This window comes from Flagellimonas beolgyonensis, assembly GCF_003992615.1.
In the GTDB taxonomy this organism is placed as follows: Bacteria; Bacteroidota; Bacteroidia; order Flavobacteriales; family Flavobacteriaceae; genus Flagellimonas; species Flagellimonas beolgyonensis.
This window is the reverse complement of sequence record NZ_RZMY01000003.1, coordinates 283,285-300,462: the sequence shown is the minus strand read 5'-3', so window position 1 is coordinate 300,462 and position 17,178 is coordinate 283,285. Positions and strand designations below refer to the sequence as shown.

Annotated in this window: 16 protein-coding genes; 12 read left to right on the top strand and 4 right to left on the bottom strand. The window is 44.6% G+C overall.

Features of this window, described 5'->3' with window-relative positions; all coding sequences use genetic code 11:
* Positions 1–21 precede the first annotated feature (21 nt).
* Entirely contained in the window at positions 22–1,206 is a 1,185-nt protein-coding gene (locus EO131_RS02210) for a multidrug transporter (protein WP_127018710.1), read from the bottom strand.
* 21 nt (positions 1,207–1,227) lie between these two features.
* On the bottom strand, positions 1,228–4,050 hold the full coding sequence (locus EO131_RS02205; protein WP_241243773.1) for a TonB-dependent receptor: 2,823 nt from the start codon (positions 4,048–4,050) through the stop codon (positions 1,228–1,230).
* A 188-nt stretch (positions 4,051–4,238) separates the two neighbouring features.
* On the opposite strand from EO131_RS02205, the gene EO131_RS02200 reads away from it, so the two are divergent.
* Complete coding sequence (locus tag EO131_RS02200) at positions 4,239–4,925, top strand: response regulator transcription factor (RefSeq protein WP_127018709.1); 687 nt, start codon at positions 4,239–4,241, stop codon at positions 4,923–4,925.
* Positions 4,925–5,980 carry a sensor histidine kinase gene (locus EO131_RS02195; protein WP_127018708.1) on the top strand — a complete coding sequence of 352 codons (1,056 nt, stop codon included), beginning with the start codon at positions 4,925–4,927 and terminating at the stop codon, positions 5,978–5,980. The genes EO131_RS02200 and EO131_RS02195 overlap by 1 nt, the downstream gene beginning before the upstream one ends.
* Here the strand turns inward: EO131_RS02195 and EO131_RS02190 are convergent.
* Positions 5,905–7,017, bottom strand: coding sequence for a glycosyltransferase (locus EO131_RS02190; RefSeq protein WP_127018707.1), 1,113 nt, complete (start codon positions 7,015–7,017; stop codon positions 5,905–5,907). The two genes, EO131_RS02195 and EO131_RS02190, sit on opposite strands and share 76 nt — an antisense overlap.
* Before the next feature lie 83 nt (positions 7,018–7,100).
* Here EO131_RS02190 and trmB point away from each other — a divergent pair, with 83 nt between their 5' ends.
* Genes trmB through EO131_RS02175 form a run of 3 tightly spaced genes read left to right on the top strand, consistent with a single transcriptional unit; the run spans position 7,101 to position 8,734 of the window.
* The gene (gene trmB, locus EO131_RS02185) at positions 7,101–7,769 is read left to right on the top strand and encodes a tRNA (guanosine(46)-N7)-methyltransferase TrmB (protein ID WP_127018706.1); all 669 of its coding nucleotides are present in this window, start codon (positions 7,101–7,103) and stop codon (positions 7,767–7,769) included.
* Positions 7,770–7,779: 10 nt separating this feature from the next.
* The gene (locus EO131_RS02180) at positions 7,780–8,409 is read left to right on the top strand and encodes a LysE family transporter (RefSeq protein WP_127018705.1); all 630 of its coding nucleotides are present in this window, start codon (positions 7,780–7,782) and stop codon (positions 8,407–8,409) included.
* 1 nt (position 8,410) lies between these two features.
* On the top strand, positions 8,411–8,734 hold the full coding sequence (locus EO131_RS02175) for an MGMT family protein (RefSeq protein ID WP_127018704.1): 324 nt from the start codon (positions 8,411–8,413) through the stop codon (positions 8,732–8,734).
* Here the strand turns inward: EO131_RS02175 and EO131_RS02170 are convergent, their stop codons facing one another.
* Entirely contained in the window at positions 8,735–10,396 is a 1,662-nt protein-coding gene (locus EO131_RS02170; RefSeq protein WP_127018703.1) for an amidase, read from the bottom strand.
* 208 nt (positions 10,397–10,604) lie between these two features.
* On the opposite strand from EO131_RS02170, the gene EO131_RS02165 reads away from it, so the two are divergent.
* From EO131_RS02165 to EO131_RS02135, 7 genes are all read left to right on the top strand, one after another.
* On the top strand, positions 10,605–11,744 hold the full coding sequence (locus tag EO131_RS02165) for an Mrp/NBP35 family ATP-binding protein (RefSeq protein ID WP_127018702.1): 1,140 nt from the start codon (positions 10,605–10,607) through the stop codon (positions 11,742–11,744).
* 2 nt (positions 11,745–11,746) lie between these two features.
* Complete coding sequence (locus tag EO131_RS02160) at positions 11,747–11,986, top strand: NifU family protein (protein ID WP_127018701.1); 240 nt, start codon at positions 11,747–11,749, stop codon at positions 11,984–11,986.
* A 63-nt stretch (positions 11,987–12,049) separates the two neighbouring features.
* On the top strand, positions 12,050–13,108 hold the full coding sequence (locus EO131_RS02155) for an NAD(P)/FAD-dependent oxidoreductase (protein WP_127018700.1): 1,059 nt from the start codon (positions 12,050–12,052) through the stop codon (positions 13,106–13,108).
* 30 nt (positions 13,109–13,138) lie between these two features.
* Positions 13,139–13,495, top strand: a complete 357-nt coding sequence (locus EO131_RS02150; RefSeq protein ID WP_127018699.1) for a four helix bundle protein — start codon at positions 13,139–13,141, stop codon at positions 13,493–13,495.
* A 27-nt stretch (positions 13,496–13,522) separates the two neighbouring features.
* Entirely contained in the window at positions 13,523–13,855 is a 333-nt protein-coding gene (locus tag EO131_RS02145; RefSeq protein ID WP_127018984.1) for a 2Fe-2S iron-sulfur cluster-binding family protein, read from the top strand.
* A 63-nt stretch (positions 13,856–13,918) separates the two neighbouring features.
* On the top strand, positions 13,919–14,953 hold the full coding sequence (locus EO131_RS02140; protein WP_241243772.1) for a TPM domain-containing protein: 1,035 nt from the start codon (positions 13,919–13,921) through the stop codon (positions 14,951–14,953).
* Positions 14,954–15,005: 52 nt separating this feature from the next.
* Complete coding sequence (locus tag EO131_RS02135) at positions 15,006–17,174, top strand: acylase (RefSeq protein WP_127018698.1); 2,169 nt, start codon at positions 15,006–15,008, stop codon at positions 17,172–17,174.
* Positions 17,175–17,178: the final 4 nt, after the last annotated feature.

Genomic DNA, 17,178 nt, shown 5'->3' with positions numbered 1-17,178 from the left:
TAAAATTATTTTGCTGAATGTTTAGTTGGTACCTACGGTCCAACCAGCGCCCCAAGTGGCGAAATCGGTTCCGGTACCATTTCCGATACCGGTCACCAAGTCTGCTTCTGCAACACCACCATCAATTTGGGTGTTGGCACCTACGTTTGTGAAGGTAACGTCAGTAAAGGTTAAAGTGTCATCTGTAATGTTTTGGGATGTAGGAGTACCGTTATCATCATCGTCAACAGAAATTCCTGTGGCTTTTCCGATAATCTCAACATTACTAAATGTTCCTTGTGTACCAGCACGTAGTAAGAAACCTCTGGTGCTATCTGCGGCACTTTCACTAATGATCGTAACATTGGTCACGGTTGGATTGGAGAAGGTTCCAGTGGCATTGGTATAGTCGGTGTTGAACCCATCACATTCAAAAGCCTCGTCTCCAATTCCATCGCCTTGAATCACGTAGGCATCGGTAATGGTACCGGAGTAGCCCTCGGTCCAATCGATGGAATCATCAGCAGCATTAATGACCACAACATATCTTACGTCAACAGTACCACCAAAGAATTCCACACCATCATCATCACCTTCGAATGCTTGGATGTATTCAACGATGGTTCCGTTTCCAACGCCGTAAAAAGAGAAACCATTGTTTTCAGATTGACCATCAGCTGCACCTCCAGAATACTCAACTCTTACATATCTCAAGATCCCAGAGTCATCATCGGACTGGTTACCTCCATAGGGAAGGTTGCCTATTTCTGAGGTGGAAGTGGCTGTTCCGGTTACAGAGTTCAAAGGAGCTCTACCCAAAAGGATCAAACCACCCCAATCCCCTGCAGATGGGTTGCTGGCTGCAGAAGTAAAAACGATAGGGTTGGAAGCTGTTCCATCGGCAATAATTTGAGCACCTTGAGCAATGGCCAAATAAACACTTGTACCTGCTGCCTGCGCCTTAATGGTAGTTCCGGCTGGAATGGTAAGGGTAGTTCCACTTGCCATGATAGTAGCACCGGTTAAAATGTAATCCTTACTTGCATCCAAAGTCAAATCCTCGGTATAAATACCACTCAATCTAACTTCGGTTTCTGTTGATCCACCGGTTTGGGTGGTGTTGTTCGTAACACTGTTATCGTTGATAACAATATCGGCGGTATCGTCGGCTTCACAAGCAATGAACAAAGCGGCGGCTATACCTAAAAATAAAAACTTGTTTTTCATTTGTTTAAGTTTAAAAAGGAATTAAAATTTATATTTAAGGGTTAGCCCAACGTTAACCCCAAGGTTATACTCTCTAATAATTATATCACCATTACCCGTGTTTTCCCTGGTAAGGGTTACATTCGGATTCAATAGGTTTTTGGCACTTAAATTGGCCTCAAAATGTTCCCCAAATGCGTTCTGCCAAACAAAATTTAAGGTCGGCACCCCGTTTTCCACGATATTTCCAAGTGACCCGGCTCCCAAAGCGTAAATACGGTCGGAGAAATAGGAGAAAACCATGGTTGCCTTTGGTCGGTAGTTTCCAAAAATGGGGCTATAGTTCACATCGGCATTAATGATAAAGGGCGAAGCGCCTTCCAGTTCGTCAGAGTCACGATCGAATGATGTACCAAAGGTGTTCTCTTCACCAGCCTCAATGTTTTTAAGATCTTGGGTAGTATGCGTATACGCAGCGTTCAAACCTACAGAAAGGGTGGCGTTGTCCTCTGCATCGGAAACGAGGTTTTTCCTCAACTCAAGTTCCACACCATAGGCCTCCGCCTGGTCCCCTGTCCTGAAAAAACGTTGGGTTCCGGTTGCGTCAGCCGCAATTACCTTGTTTACAGGGTCCTGAATCAATTTTCCAAAAGCGGCAAGAGAAATGATCTCTCCTCTTTCCAAGAACCACTCGTATTTAAGGTCAAAGTTGTAGATGTCCGAATAATTTACCCCGCTACCGTTTCTTCCACCGAAAAGGTCTGGGTTACCACCAACACGTTGGGTTACACCTTCATAAACAAAGGGGGCAACTTCTTTAAATTCTGGGAACGAAACAGTGTTGCTGAAAGAGAATCTAAGGTTAGAGTCTTCATTCAAGGCGTACTTGATGTTCAAACTTGGCAAGAATAGGTTTTCATAAACATTCCTAAAACCTGGATCGTTTGGAGGAAGGTTGATTACGTTATAATTGATTTTTTGACTTACTGATTCGGCCCTTAATCCAGGAACAATGTTCAAATTCTCACCGACCTTAAAATCAACAGAAACATAACCGGCATGGATGCCAAGATTCCCCTTGTAGGTGTTGTCTGGTAAACCGGGTCTGTTTATGGAGCCAATTTCGTTGTTGATCGGATTCAAGTTTCGAATCTCGTATAGTGCATTTTCACTCCCTACAAGGCTGCTGTTCTCAATTGTAAAGAACGAGTTGAGGTCATTTACATCGGCAATGGGAGTAGTTCTATCGAAGATGCGATATCCATATCGGATACTATTGAACCTACGCTCTTTTCTTCTTCCATTGTATCCGAAGTTCATGGTCACCTTTTCTGAAAGTTCATAGGAAAGGTTCATATAGCTATTGAGCTCATCATCTTCAATGCTTTGAAAGAAGCGTTGATTTTCAAATGCGGTATTGGTAAAGAATACGGGGTTTGTATTTGGGTCGTTATCAAGACTGAATTGATAGTTTTCCAAAGTGAACCTTTTTCTGTCCGGTTCGTCCGAGAACACTTTATTAAAGCCGACTCCCCAATCAAAGGATAGTTTTTCATCAAATACATGCTGACCCGTCAATTGGTTTACAAAGATCATATCTTGGTTAAACTGTGTATTCTGAATGAAGAATCCATTGTCGGAAGTAATACCGTCCCTATTGAAGCCATCGCCATCAATTCCATAATAACCAACAGCATCGGTGGAGTTGTTTACAAACAAAGAACTAAACTTCACTTTGTGTTCATTGTTAATTCGATAAGCTATGTTACCAAGAATGGTGGTAGTGGTCTTGTAGGCATATTCACGGACACTGGGAAAATCGAATTTCAGAACGTTGGTGAAATCCCTGGCTGGGCCTTCCCTAAACTCATAGCCGTTGGAAAAACTTGCTGCGCCGAAGAAACTTAAGCGAGAACGGTCATTATTGAAATCAAATGAATATCCGGCTTCAATGGCGCCAGATAGATTTATGGGGTCCCAAGCCGATTCTGGATCCACACCGTGCGAAAGAATAACAGCAAAAGGATCATTATCGTAGCGATTGTAGAAACCAAAGTCTCCAGTACCTTCGCTTTTTACGAAATCCTCACCAATGGTGTTGGTGTTTACACCCCCGCCCAATGCTACTTCTACATAGCCATCACCGGTGTATTCCTTGGAATTCACATTTACGTTACCCGCAGCAAAATCCCCATAAAACGTAGGACTGTAAGCCTTGCTAACAGATACATTCTCAATAATGCTGGAGCCAAAAAGGTCCAAGTTGATGTTCTTTTTGTTTACGTCGTTGGATGGCAACGAAAGCCCGTTCATGGTGGTGTTCTGGTAACGGTCTCCCAAACCTCTTACATATACATTGCTCGATCCCTGTTGTTTGGAAATACCTGAAATCTGGGCCACGGCCGCAGCGGCATCGTCGATACCTTTTAAGGTAAGCGCTTCGGCACTGATGGCCTCTTGCATTACCAAGGCATTTTTTTGTTGCAACAATAGGGCTACTTCAGAGTCCTTTCGGGCAGAAGTGGTCACGACCACTTCATCAAGGCCAACACTACTCGCACCCAAACCGGCGTTTATTTCGGTCACTTTTCCCGCTTCCACCACTACATTGGGCACTTCCAAAGTTTCATAACCCAAAAAGCTGAACACCAAAGTATAGGTGCCTGGCTCTACATTGGCCAATTCAAAAAGACCATCGAAATCGGAAGTGGTTCCAGTGGTGGTCCCTTTGATCAATACGTTGGCAAAGGGTAGCGGTTCATTATTTAGTTCCTTGTCCGTTAACTTACCCACAATGCTTCCATTTTCCTGGGCGGAAGCCATTAAGGTGAAAAAGGAGAAGGCTACTAATATATACGTTTTCATATGCTAAAATGTCGAATTGTAATTTTGGGGCAAAGAAACGGGGGTGCTGTAAAAGCGGTGTTAGGTGCATGTTAAGACTTTATGCCAAAAAGGTTACAATAAGGTTATCAGTTTAAATGAACGTTAAGCATTTATGCCGTTAGTGTATTATCTTTACATTTGACGGAACAACACAGAAATACCATCCCATGAAAACGAAGGACATTAAGATATTGCTCGTTGACGATGAGCCTGATATTCTGGAAATTGTGAGTTACAACCTCTCGGCCGAGGGCTATGAGGTTTTTACGGCAAAAAACGGAGTTGAAGGCGTTTCGAAAGCCAAGAAAAAACAGCCCCATTTGATCATTATGGATGTAATGATGCCAGAAATGGACGGTATTGAGGCTTGTGAGATGATACGGAACACACCCGGATTGGAAAACACCATCATTGCATTTTTAACCGCCCGCGGAGAAGATTACTCCCAAGTGGCAGGATTCGATGCCGGTGCGGATGATTACATTACCAAGCCCATAAAACCAAAAGTTCTGGTCAGTAAGGTGAAGGCCTTGTTGCGCAGGTTGAAGGAAGAGAAGAAGGAAGTGGACGAAATCGTCAAGGTGGGCAATATTGTAATCAATCGGGAAGAGTACAAGATTGTGAACAACGGGGAAGAAATCATCTTGCCACGAAAAGAGTTCGAATTGTTGTCCCTATTGACCTCCAAGCCCAACAAAGTGTTCAAGCGCGAAGTGATCCTGGACAAAGTCTGGGGCAATGAGGTTGTTGTTGGTGGCCGTACCATTGATGTGCACATTCGTAAACTGCGCGAAAAAATTGGCGATGACCACTTCAAAACCGTAAAGGGCGTTGGCTATAAGTTTGTTCTCTAATGGCCATTAAACTTAAGAAGTCATATAAGTTTGCCCTTAGGTCATCCTTTGTAATAACCTTATTGATTTCTGCTGTATTTGTGCTTTTTCATCTGGATGACGACCATTTGGATTGGCCCCATACCCTCCTCTTTACCTTGACCGTCTTTATCATCAGCTTTACTGTGATTCAAGTAAGGGTAGAGCGGTTCATTTACCGAAGGATCAAAAAAATCTATGATGATGTTTCCCTGTTGGAATCATCATCGTTCTCCTCAAAGCCGGTTACCACCGACATGAAGACCCTCACCGAAGAGATTGAAAAGTTCGCCGAAGGCAAGAAGATAGAAATCGATACCCTCAAAATTCGGGAGGAATACCGCAAGGATTTCTTGGGCAACGTTTCCCATGAACTAAAAACACCATTGTTCACGGTGCAAGGTTACATCCTAACGCTTTTGGATGGAGCCATGAAGGACAAAAAACTGCGCGAAAAATATTTGGAACGGGCCAGTAAAGGAGTGGAGCGTCTCATTTATATTGTGAAGGACCTCGATCTTATCACCAAGTTTGAAGCAGGGGAGCTCAAGGTGGAACGTTCGGATTTTGACATTATCGAACTTATCCAAAACACCTTCGATCTTTTGGAAATGAAAGCTGCCAAAAAGGAAATTGCCCTGACGTTTGATATGGAATATCCCAACCCTATTTATGTCAATGCCGATAGGGAAAAAATCCAGCAGGTGATCAGCAACTTATTGGTGAATTCCATTAAATATGGCCATCCCAATGGAACCACGGAGGTCAGTGTGGAGAACCTGATCAAAAACAAAGTGATTGTTCGCGTGACCGATAACGGTGTCGGCATTCCCAAACAACATATTCCACGATTATTTGAACGCTTTTATCGGGTGGACCAAAGTGGTAGCCGTTCCGAAGGTGGGTCCGGTCTTGGACTTTCCATTGTGAAGCACATAATCGAAGCCCATGGCGAAAAGATCTATGTGGAAAGCGAAGTGGATGTCGGTTCCGAATTTTCCTTTACTTTGGAAAAAAGTGCAAACAAATCGAAATAATCGATATCCGAAACAAACTGGGTGAGCCCATCAAAATCTTTGATTCTATCCAGTTGGTCAAGTGTAAAGTCTTCCTGCTTGCAATAGGGAACCAGTCCTTGTTTTTCTATGCGCTTGGCCAAATATTCCTGCTCATACTGCCCCGGAGTTGGGATGAAGAAGGCTTTTTTCTCCAATTTGGCAAGATCCATCACGGTGGTATAGCCTGATCGGCAAAGCACTTTTTCGCTTTGGTTCAATGCCTGTTGAAGCGCTTTGGATTGCATAAAATTGTACAGGGTAATACTTCCCTTCGGTAGAGTAATCGTTTCAGTGGTCTGTTGGGCTTCAATTTTTCCTTTTACAAAAAGGATATGGCCTTCAAATCCTTGAAGTTCAGTGAACAATTTTTCCTCCAATAAAGTGCGTTGGGGCTCCGGACCCGAAAGCAATACCATAAGGTCATATTTTTGGGGCAGGTCCATTTTTTCAAACCGACTCAAGGGGCCGAGGTACAGAATGGGCAACTTCGATTTTTTAAGATGCCCCAATTTACCGGTCAAGTTGGGTTTACCGGCCACATCGGGTACCCAGCAGGCGTCAAATTTCTTGATGATTTTTTGATGGGCCTTGGAGCTCATCCAAGTGGTATTGCCAGATAGTACGTTCAATTGGTGGGTGATAAAAACACAGGGCACCTTTTTGTAGTAGGCGCCCAATCGATTGTCGGAAATAATGCCGTCAATACCCTGTTCTTTTACCAATCGCTTCACCGCTTTTTTCTCTTTGGCCATCGCTTTCAACACCTTAGGTGAATCCCAGATCATCTTCATCTTAAAATTCTTCCCTTTTTCTGCATAGGTGATCTTATAGGAAGGCAGTTCAAAGGACGGCAATTCAGGAAATTCCTTTTGCAACAGCGATAGGGCCACCCCATCGGATGCAATAAAAGGTTGGTGCCCATGCTCCAATAAAGCTTGAATAATTGGGATGCATCGTGTGGCATGTCCCAAGCCCCAATTTAGGGGAGCGACCAATATTCGTTTAGGATTCTGCATAAGTACAAATAAACATCCCGTGTTTTGCATTTAGATTTCCTTAGTTTTGCCAAATCATTAAATTTTCAACCAATTCAATTCAGGTGGGGAGCAAGAACAAACTGAAACGGTTCAAAGAGAACGAGACCTTTGCCAATGTGGTACAGCCAACAAGGGATGAGGTTTTGGAAGGATTTAAGTACAAGGGCAATTGGGCTTCCTTTTTTGGCAACGACCATCCCATTGTATTGGAATTGGGCTGTGGTAAAGGGGAATACACCATTGGATTGGCCAAACGAAATCCGGATAAGAATTACATTGGGGTCGATATCAAAGGCGCAAGATTTTGGCGTGGTGCCAAAACAGCATTGGATCAAGATTTGAAAAACGTAGCGTTTTTGCGTTCGCAGATTGAGCTCATCGACCAGCTTTTTGGTGCAAACGAAGTGTCCGAAATATGGATCACTTTTCCCGATCCACAAATCAAGTACAAGCGCACCAAACACCGAATGACCAATCCGGATTTTCTAAAAAAATACAAACAGATTCTCAATTCGGAAGGAACCGTCAATCTGAAAACGGACAGTGAGTTCATGCACGGGTATACCTTGGGTTTGTTGCAGGGGATGGGACACGAAATTAGGTATGCCAATCACGATGTGTACAAAAATGAGGGTGCACCAAAAGAAGTGCTGGAGATACAGACATTCTATGAAAATCAGTATCTTGAGAAAGGAAAACCAATTACATATATCCAATTTAGGATCCACTGACCACTGACCGATGACCCATATTCTCATTCTATTTTTTGCCACATTTTCTGCGGCTTTCATGGCAACCGTGCCCCCCGGCCTTTTGAACATGAATGCTGCCAAGATCAGTGTGGAGAAGGGGAAATTGAATGGAATCATTTTTAGTTTAGGGGTATCTTCCACCATTATTGTTCAGGCATATATCGCTGTTTTCATCTCCAAATTTCTGTACCGGAATCCTGAAGTCATCGATGCCCTGCTCAAAATTGCCATTGCCATTTTTGCCATTTTTGCGGTTTATTTTTTCCTGATGGCCAAACGGAACAAGGGCCAAAAGATCAAAGAGGTCAATGTGAGCAAAAAGAACAGCTTTTTGAAAGGGGTGCTCTTGGCTTCGTTGAATTTATTGACCATCCCCTACTACAGTGGGTTGAATGCCATGTGGAACGAAGCTGGCTGGATCAAATTTGAAGCGAAGGACATCACTACCTTTGTCATCGCCGCCGGTGCCGGAACCTTTTCGGTGCTCTACCTGTACACCTTTTATTTTGATAAGTTGGAGACCAAGACCAATCGTTTTTCTAAAAACTCGAATTACATTTTAAGCGCCTTGATGGTTCTGCTTTTGGTCATTACCCTTATGCGCATATTATACCGCTAACATGGAGGAAGTCAGTTTTTTTGATAAGGTTTACGAAGTGGCCCAACAAATTCCATATGGGCGGGTCACGAGTTACGGCGCCATTGCCAAATATTTGGGTGCGGCCCGCAGTGCGCGCATGGTAGGCTGGGCCATGAACAATTCACATGCCAAGGATGTGCCCGCACATCGTGTGGTGAATCGGGTTGGCGTATTGACGGGCAAGCATCATTTTGGTGGCACCAACCTTATGCAACAACTACTGGAAAATGAGGGAATCAAGGTTGTCGACAATCAAATCGTTGATTTTCAGAAACACTTTTGGGATCCTTCCAAAGAGCTTTGATCAGTATCCTGGGGGGTGCAATTCATCAAAACTGCTGTTATCCTGAAAGGCTTTAGCCAATAACAAAATACTTGCTTCGTCGTATAACTTGCCCACCAAGGTTAAGCTGGTAGGATGGTTCTTTTTATCCAGACCCGTTGGCAGGGCAATTACGGGATGCCCTGTCAAGTTGGTGGCCAACAATTGATCGTTGCCAAATGATGGCGAGATCAACACATCGTAATCCTTCATCAGTTCTTGCATTTTCTGCATCAATACCTGTCGCTGCCTGTTGGCTTGAAGGTATTCCACCGCGGGGATGAAACGACTTTGTCGCAACGAATTGGCCCTGGACCGTTGGTCTTGTTCCACCATAATATCCACTTGCCCCGAACGAACCAAATCATCGAAAAATGCCCCGGCCTCCGCTCTTAAAATAATATCGAAACCACGGAAAGGCACATCTTTGGGCATTTCCACAGCTATGGGTTCCACACCCATTTCCTTGAACACTTTCAAGGCATTTCTGAGATTGTTGCCACTGTCGGTGGTATCTTTTTCAATGTCCTTTTGCAGATAGGCCACTTTGAGTTTTTTAATGTCCTTGTTCCAATTCACCCCAAAGGGCAGATCCACTGTGGTAAGGTCGTTTTTGTCTTTCCCTTGAATTACGGACAGCACAATGGCGCAATCTTCGGCATTTCTGGCCAAAGGCCCCACCTTGTCCATGGACCAGCTCAAACTCATGACCCCATGCCGGCTAACCCGGCCATAGGTGGGTCGCAACCCAGTTACCCCGTTTCGGGTACTTGGGGAGGTAATGGACCCCAAGGTTTCCGTACCCAATGCAAATGGTACCAGACCGGCAGCAGTGGCCGACCCAGATCCAGCCGACGAACCGCTGGCGCCTTGGGTCAGGTCCCATGGATTTTTTGTTTTTCCACCGAACCAAACATCCCCACGGGCAAGGGCCCCGGACACTAATTTGGCGACCAGAACGGCTCCGGCACCTTCCAGTTTTTGGATAACTGTAGCGGTTTGATCGATCACCTGATCTTTATAGGGTGCTGCACCCCAAGTAGTGGTATAACCTGGCACCGCCATCAAATCTTTGGTGCCATAGGGAATGCCATGCAAAATGCCTCGATACTGCCCATTTTGGATTTCTTCGTCGGCACGCTTGGCCTGTGCAAGGGCCAAACTATCGGTAATGCTGATGCTACATTGCAGGGTAGGTTGGTATTTTTTCAATCGGGCCAGGAAAAACTTCGTTAGCTCCGTTGAGGTAATTTTTTTGTACTTGATCAAAGAGGCCAGTTGTGGAATGGTAAAAAAGGCCAAATCGTCGAACCGTTCCGGAATTTCAACATTTGCGGGAATGGTCCAGTCGTTGCCATTTAGTTGCTCCGGCATTTCAAAACCTAGTGGGACGGGATCAAAACGGACAGCTGGGAACACATCGTTTTCCAAGGGATATTTTCGCAGGGAATCAAATCCGGAACGGTTCCGTTTTAAATACGGATACAAGGTGTCGATATCACGTTTGGAAAAGTCAAGCCCGATCAGCTTTTCCGCCTTCTTTACATCACGCTTGGTAAAAGATTGCTTGTTGGACGAACAGGAAAACAAAAAGAGGAACAGGATAGATACTACAAGTAGGGGGTTTTTGGTTTTGTGCAACATGTTGGTCGGTAATTTACTGAGCAACTAAGCTAAGGCTTTTTCACCTATTTTAAATTTCTTGCGCAACCAAATATGGAGAATCATAACGGGTTTGGAATGCCAAAAATCACTTTGTTGAAATTAAGGGGCACATCTTCTCCATATAAGTCCAGTGTCGTATCTTTGTAGTTTAGAATCAGTTTAAAAGACTGAGTAAAAAATGGAATACATGAAGTTGAAAAAAGCAGACATATTACAGGCTTTGGAAAAAATTTCGGCACCGGGTGAAGGACAGAACTTGGTGGAAAGTGGTGCTGTGACCAATGTTCAGGTGTTTGGGGATGAAGTTGAGGTGGATGTGACCATAAAAAACCCGAGTCTTCAGGCCAAGAAGAAAACAGAGGTGGAGATCTTGAAGATCATCCATTCCGAAGTGTATCAAAAGGCCAAGATCAAGGTCAACCTAAAGGTTGATGCGCCGGCCAAACCCCAAGTGAACCAAATCAAGGGCAATCCCATTCCGGGCATTCAAAATATCATAGCCGTTGCCTCGGGTAAAGGCGGTGTTGGAAAAAGTACCATTACAGCGAATTTGGCGGTGACCTTGGCCAAAATGGGCTTTAAGGTGGGCTTATTGGATACTGATATTTACGGCCCATCCATGCCGATCATGTTCGATGTGGCCAACGAAAAACCCTTGTCCATCAATGTAAATGGAAAGGCAAAGATGAAACCCATTGAAAATTATGGCGTCAAATTGCTCTCCATCGGATTCTTTACCCAGCCCAACCAAGCAGTTATTTGGAGGGGACCCATGGCTGCCAAGGCTTTGAACCAAATGATTTTCGACGCCCATTGGGGCGAATTGGATTTTCTATTATTGGATTTGCCTCCCGGAACCGGGGATATCCATTTGAGCATCATGCAATCCCTTCCGGTAACAGGAGCTGTTGTAGTGAGCACACCACAGGAGATTGCCTTGGCCGATGCCCGAAAGGGAGTGGCTATGTTCCAACAAGAGGCCATCAATGTACCGGTACTGGGCATTGTAGAAAACATGGCCTACTTTACACCGGAAGAGCTGCCAGACAACAAATACTATATCTTTGGTCAAAATGGGGCCAAAAATCTGGCGGAAGACCTCGATGTGCCATTTTTGGGCGAAATGCCATTGGTACAGAGTATCCGCGAAGCAGGTGACGTCGGAAGGCCCGCCGCATTGCAAACCGCTTCCCCCATTGAGGAAGCCTTTGAGGAACTGACCAAAAATGTGGTGCAGGAGTTGGTGCGTCGCAATACCGACCTGCCACCGACAGAAGCAATTAAGATTACAACAATGGCCGGATGTTCGGCTGTTAAAAAGAAATAAGGATGACTTCAGAAGAAATCAAGACCAACGTTGAAAAAGCATTGGACGAAATCAGACCGTTTCTCCAGAGTGATGGAGGCGATATTACGTTGATTTCAATCGACAACGACAATTCGGTAAAGGTACGGTTGGAAGGAAACTGCATTGCCTGTAGCGTTAATCAAATGACCTTGAAAAGTGGTGTGGAAATGACCATAAAAAAATATGCGCCACAGATCGAGGAAGTCATCAACGTGAGTTAACTGACAAAAATCATAATTACTTCTTGGGGTACGCCTTAGTTTCACCCCGAAAAAGCACTGTACATGATTAAAACCGATATTCTTATCATTGGCGCGGGACCTACGGGTCTCTTTGCTGTTTTTGAAGCAGGCCTATTGCAACTCAAATGCCATCTGATCGATGCCTTGCCCCAAGCTGGTGGACAATGTGCCGAAATCTATCCCAAGAAACCCATTTATGATATCCCAGGTTATCCGGAAGTATTGGCGGGCGAATTGGTGGACAACCTGATGGAGCAAATCAAACCTTTCCAACCCGGATTTACCTTGGGTGAAAGGGCAGAGACCATTGATAAATTGGAGGATGGCACATTTGTGGTAACCACCAACAAAGGCACCAAGCACCATGCTCCTGTAGTTGCCATTGCAGGTGGGCTAGGAAGTTTTGAGCCCAGAAAGCCGATATTGGAAAATTTGGACAAATACGAGGATAACGGTGTGGCGTACATGATCAAGGAGCCGGAAATTTATCGCAATAAAAAAGTATTGATTGCCGGTGGTGGGGATTCGGCCCTCGATTGGTCCATATTCTTGGCAGACATTGCAGCGGAAGTCACCTTGGTACACCGACGCAATGAATTTAGGGGAGCCTTGGATTCGGTGGAAAAAGTACAGCATTTAAAAAATGAGGGAAAAATCAATTTAATGACCCCTTCGGAAGTTGTCGCCTTGCATGGTGATACCAAACTGGAACAGGTTACGATTCGGAACACGGAAACTTCAGAAGATACCACCCTCGACATCGATAATTTTATCCCCTTGTTCGGATTATCACCGAAACTCGGACCCATCGGGGATTGGGGATTGGAAATCGAGAAGAACGCCATTAAAGTCGATAATTCCTTGGATTATCAGACCAATATTCCAGGAATTTATGCCATTGGAGACGTGAACACCTATCCCGGGAAATTAAAATTGATCCTTTGTGGCTTCCATGAGGCCACTTTAATGTGCCAAAGTGCCTACCAACGTATTTTCCCGGACAAAAAGTATGTAATGAAGTATACTACCGTTGGAGGTGTCACCGGATTCGATGGAAGTAAGAAGGAAGCCCCGAAAGCTGTTGTGAAGTCCATTGAATAGTAATTAGTAACGAGTAGTTGGTAGTTAGGTATGGCGGTTCAAAGATTTGAGGATTTGATTGTTTGGCAAAAGGCACAGGAATTGGCAGTACTGACATATTCTGAATTTGATCATTGTCGTGATTTTGGATTTAGAGATCAAATTAGAAGAGCAGCTGTATCTGTGTCCAACAATATTGCGGAAGGGTTTGAACGTAGCTCAAATGCAGATTTTTCCAAATTTTTGTTTTATTCCCTCGGTTCCAATAGTGAAGTTCGTTCAATGATTTATCTTTCCGTTAGATTAAATTTGTTAGCTAAGGAAAAAGCCGATCAAATTATTGAAATGACGAATGAAGTGTCCAAATTGCTGTACGGTCTGATCAAATCGATAAAAACTAATTCCTGACCACTAACTCCTATTTCCTTTTGAATGATGAGCGATATAAAAATCAAGATAATTGACAGGGAAGGTGTATCCCATGAAGTGGATGCCCCAACGGATATGAACATGAACCTGATGGAGGTGGTACGCTCCTATGAGTTGGCCCCAGAGGGTACCATCGGCATCTGTGGTGGTATGGCCATGTGTGCCTCCTGTCAATGCTACGTGTTGTCCGACCATCAACTTCCTGAAAAGTCGGATGATGAGGAGGCTATGCTTTCCGAAGCCTTTTTTGTAAAGGACAACAGCCGATTGGGCTGTCAAATCCACATGACCGAAGATTTGAACGGACTAGAAGTGGAATTAGCCCCGGCAGAAGATTAGATCAAAACAGCCATTCGTACATTTTCAATAGCACGCCATTGATCTTTCCTGTATCTTGTACACGTGAGAAAGATTCTGGTTTTCTGTTTTTTAATGTCACTTTCGTTGATGGGAATCGCCCAAGGGCAATATCCGCAGCTTACCGAAATTGTTACGGATCAAGCTGGTATTTTCACTCCAGATCAACTGATAGGCCTGCGCGCAAAACTTACCCGGGTTGAGACCGAAACCACTCATCAACTGGTGGTATTGACCCTACACTCCCTTGGCAACGAAACCATTGAGCAATATGCCAATGGTACATTTAACCAAAATGAACTGGGACAAGTAGGTGAGGATAATGGTATCCTTATTCTATTTTCAAAGAACGATAAGGAAGTGCGGATAGAAGTAGGTTATGGTTTGGAACCCTATATTACCGATGCCGTGGCCTCCCGAATCATCCGCAATACCATGATCCCCAAGTTTAAGGAAGAGGACTATTTTGGGGGCATTGATGAAGCGACAGATCAGATCATCGAATTTTTGAAAAACCCCGACGCCCTGGCTGAGTTCAATGAAGCCATAGAAGCTGAGGCGGAGGTACCATGGTGGGTGTATATTTTGATCACTGTGTTTTTGTCCATTTTTATGGCAGTTGGTGGTTTTGTATTCTACAAGGGTTTTGATCTTTTGGCGGAAATATTTAGGGGAATGCTTTTGGGCAAGTTGGCAGTTTTTAGAGGTATTTTTATGCTGATACCACCCTTTATGATGCTTGCGTTTGGGGCAGTATTTATTGTAATGCCCCTGTATTTCCTTAGCCTCTTTTATGGATTTATTTTCGATGTATCATATTTGGAGGAAGATTTCACTTGGGTATTTTATGCCTTTGCTGGGTTTATGGTGTTCACCATCGTGGTAGTGGCCCTAAAAATTAAAATGAAAGGGGGGGAAGATTTAAAGATATCGTTGTTCAAATCGGACAGTGAGTACATCAGCAAAACGTTTTCCTCTACGGGATCGCATTCCTTTGGTTCCAGCTCAGGGGGCAGTTCCAGTAGTTTTTCTGGGGGTGGCGGCAGTTCTGGAGGTGGCGGTGCTAGCGGAAGTTGGTAAATGATTCGGATTTCCCGTATTTTCACAGAACTAAACCAAACTTGACAATTCGATGAGAGCATTACTGGCTTTTTCTGCACTTTTAATTCTTTCCTGTACGCAAAATCAACCTACCGAAATTGAAAAATGGGAGGCCCAGGCCGAGAATATCACCATTATCCGCGATGATTTTGGAGTACCGCACATTTATGGTAAAACCGATGCTGATGCCGTTTTTGGACTTTTGTATGCCCAATGTGAGGATGATTTTAACCGTGTGGAGCAAAATTATATTTGGGCCACGGGCCGTTTGGCCGAAGTGGAAGGGGAAGAGGCCCTGTACAGTGACCTTCGGGCCAAATTGTTCATGACCGAAGAAGAGGCCAAGGCCAATTACGAGAAAAGCCCGGAATGGTTAAAGGAACTCTGCAACGCCTTTGCAGATGGCATCAACTATTACCTCCATACCCATCCTGAGGTGCAGCCCAAATTGCTTACCCGATTTGAACCGTGGATGCCCATGTATTTCAGTGAAGGGTCAATCGGCGGGGATATCGAACGGATATCGACCCGGAAAATCCAAAAATTTTATGAAAGTGGCATGGAGTTGCCCGAAATGGAGTTGCTGCAACAAAAAAAGGCAGCGGAAATGGCCGAACCCCAAGGATCCAATGGAATTGCCATTTCTGGGGATTTGACCCAATCCGGGAATGCCATGTTGTTAATCAATCCACATACCTCCTTTTACTTTAGGGGAGAGGTACATGTGGTCAGTGAGGAAGGTTTGAATGCATACGGAGCTGTTACGTGGGGGCAATTTTTTGTGTATCAGGGCTTCAATGAAAAAACAGGCTGGATGCACACCTCCACCTATACCGATGTGATGGACGAGTTCAAAGAAACCATCGTAAAAAATGATGATAAACTCTTTTATCAATATGGAGAAGAATTACGCCCGGTCGATTCCACAAGTGTTACCTTGAAGTATATAGATGGTGCTGGGTTCAAAGAAAAATCCTTCCCGATGTACCGAACCCATCACGGTCCCATCACCCATGTAGCAGATGGTCAATGGACGGCTTCCGCCATGATGTGGGAACCGGTAAAAGCCTTGGAACAATCCTATATTCGAACCAAGCAGGACGGGTATGATGGATTCCGAAAAATGATGGACATCCGAACCAATTCCTCCAACAACACCGTGTATGCCGATGCCGAAGGAAACATTGCCTATTTTCATGGGAACTTTGTACCCAAGCGCGATACGAGCTTCGATTATACCCAACCAGTGGATGGGAGTAATCCCGAGACCGATTGGCAAGGATTGCACACCGTGGATGAAAACATTTTGGTGCTGAACCCAGGTAATGGCTGGATTCAGAATTGCAACTCCACACCCTATACTTCAGCTTTGGAATTCAGTCCCAAGAAAGAGGATTATCCCAATTACATGTCCCGCGATCAAGAAAATTTTCGGGGTATCCATGCCATTAAATTATTGAAAGGCAGAAGCGGGTATACCTTGGATAGCCTGATCACATTGGCCCATGACCCCTATTTGCCTGCTTTTAAAGCGTTGATTCCCGGATTGGTGAAAGCCTATGATGCCAATCCAACATCTGAATTGAAAGATGCCATTGAGGAATTGCGCCAATGGGATTTTACCACATCCAAAGAATCCGTGGCCATGACCTTGGCCCATTATTACGGCATGCAATGCTTTGCCAAAGCCGAACGGCCCGAGGGCATGTACTCTATGCAGTGGGTGGAATATTGGGGCAGCGATTGGCCTGATGAAAACAAATTGCAACTGTTCAAAGAAATTGTTGAAAAACTGGAAGCCGATTTCGGCACGTGGAAAATGCCTTGGGGTGAGGTCAATCGCTACCAGCGGTTGAACGGGGATATCCGACAAGCATTCGATGATGCCAAGCCCAGTATTCCCATTGGTTTTGCCAGTGGTACGTGGGGTGCCTTGGCAGCTTATGGTGCCCGGTATAATAACAATACCAAAAAAATATACGGTACACGGGGCAATAGTTTTGTGGCCGTTGTGGAGTTTGGCGATAAGGTAAAGGCGAAGACCATGTTGGCCGGGGGGCAAAGTGGTGATTCCAATTCTCCCCATTTTAATGATCAGGCCCAAAGGTATGCCGATAAGGAATTCAAGGATGCAGCCTATTACAAGGAAGATGTACTCAAAAGGGCAGAAGCCACCTATCACCCAGGAGAAAAGCATTAAATCC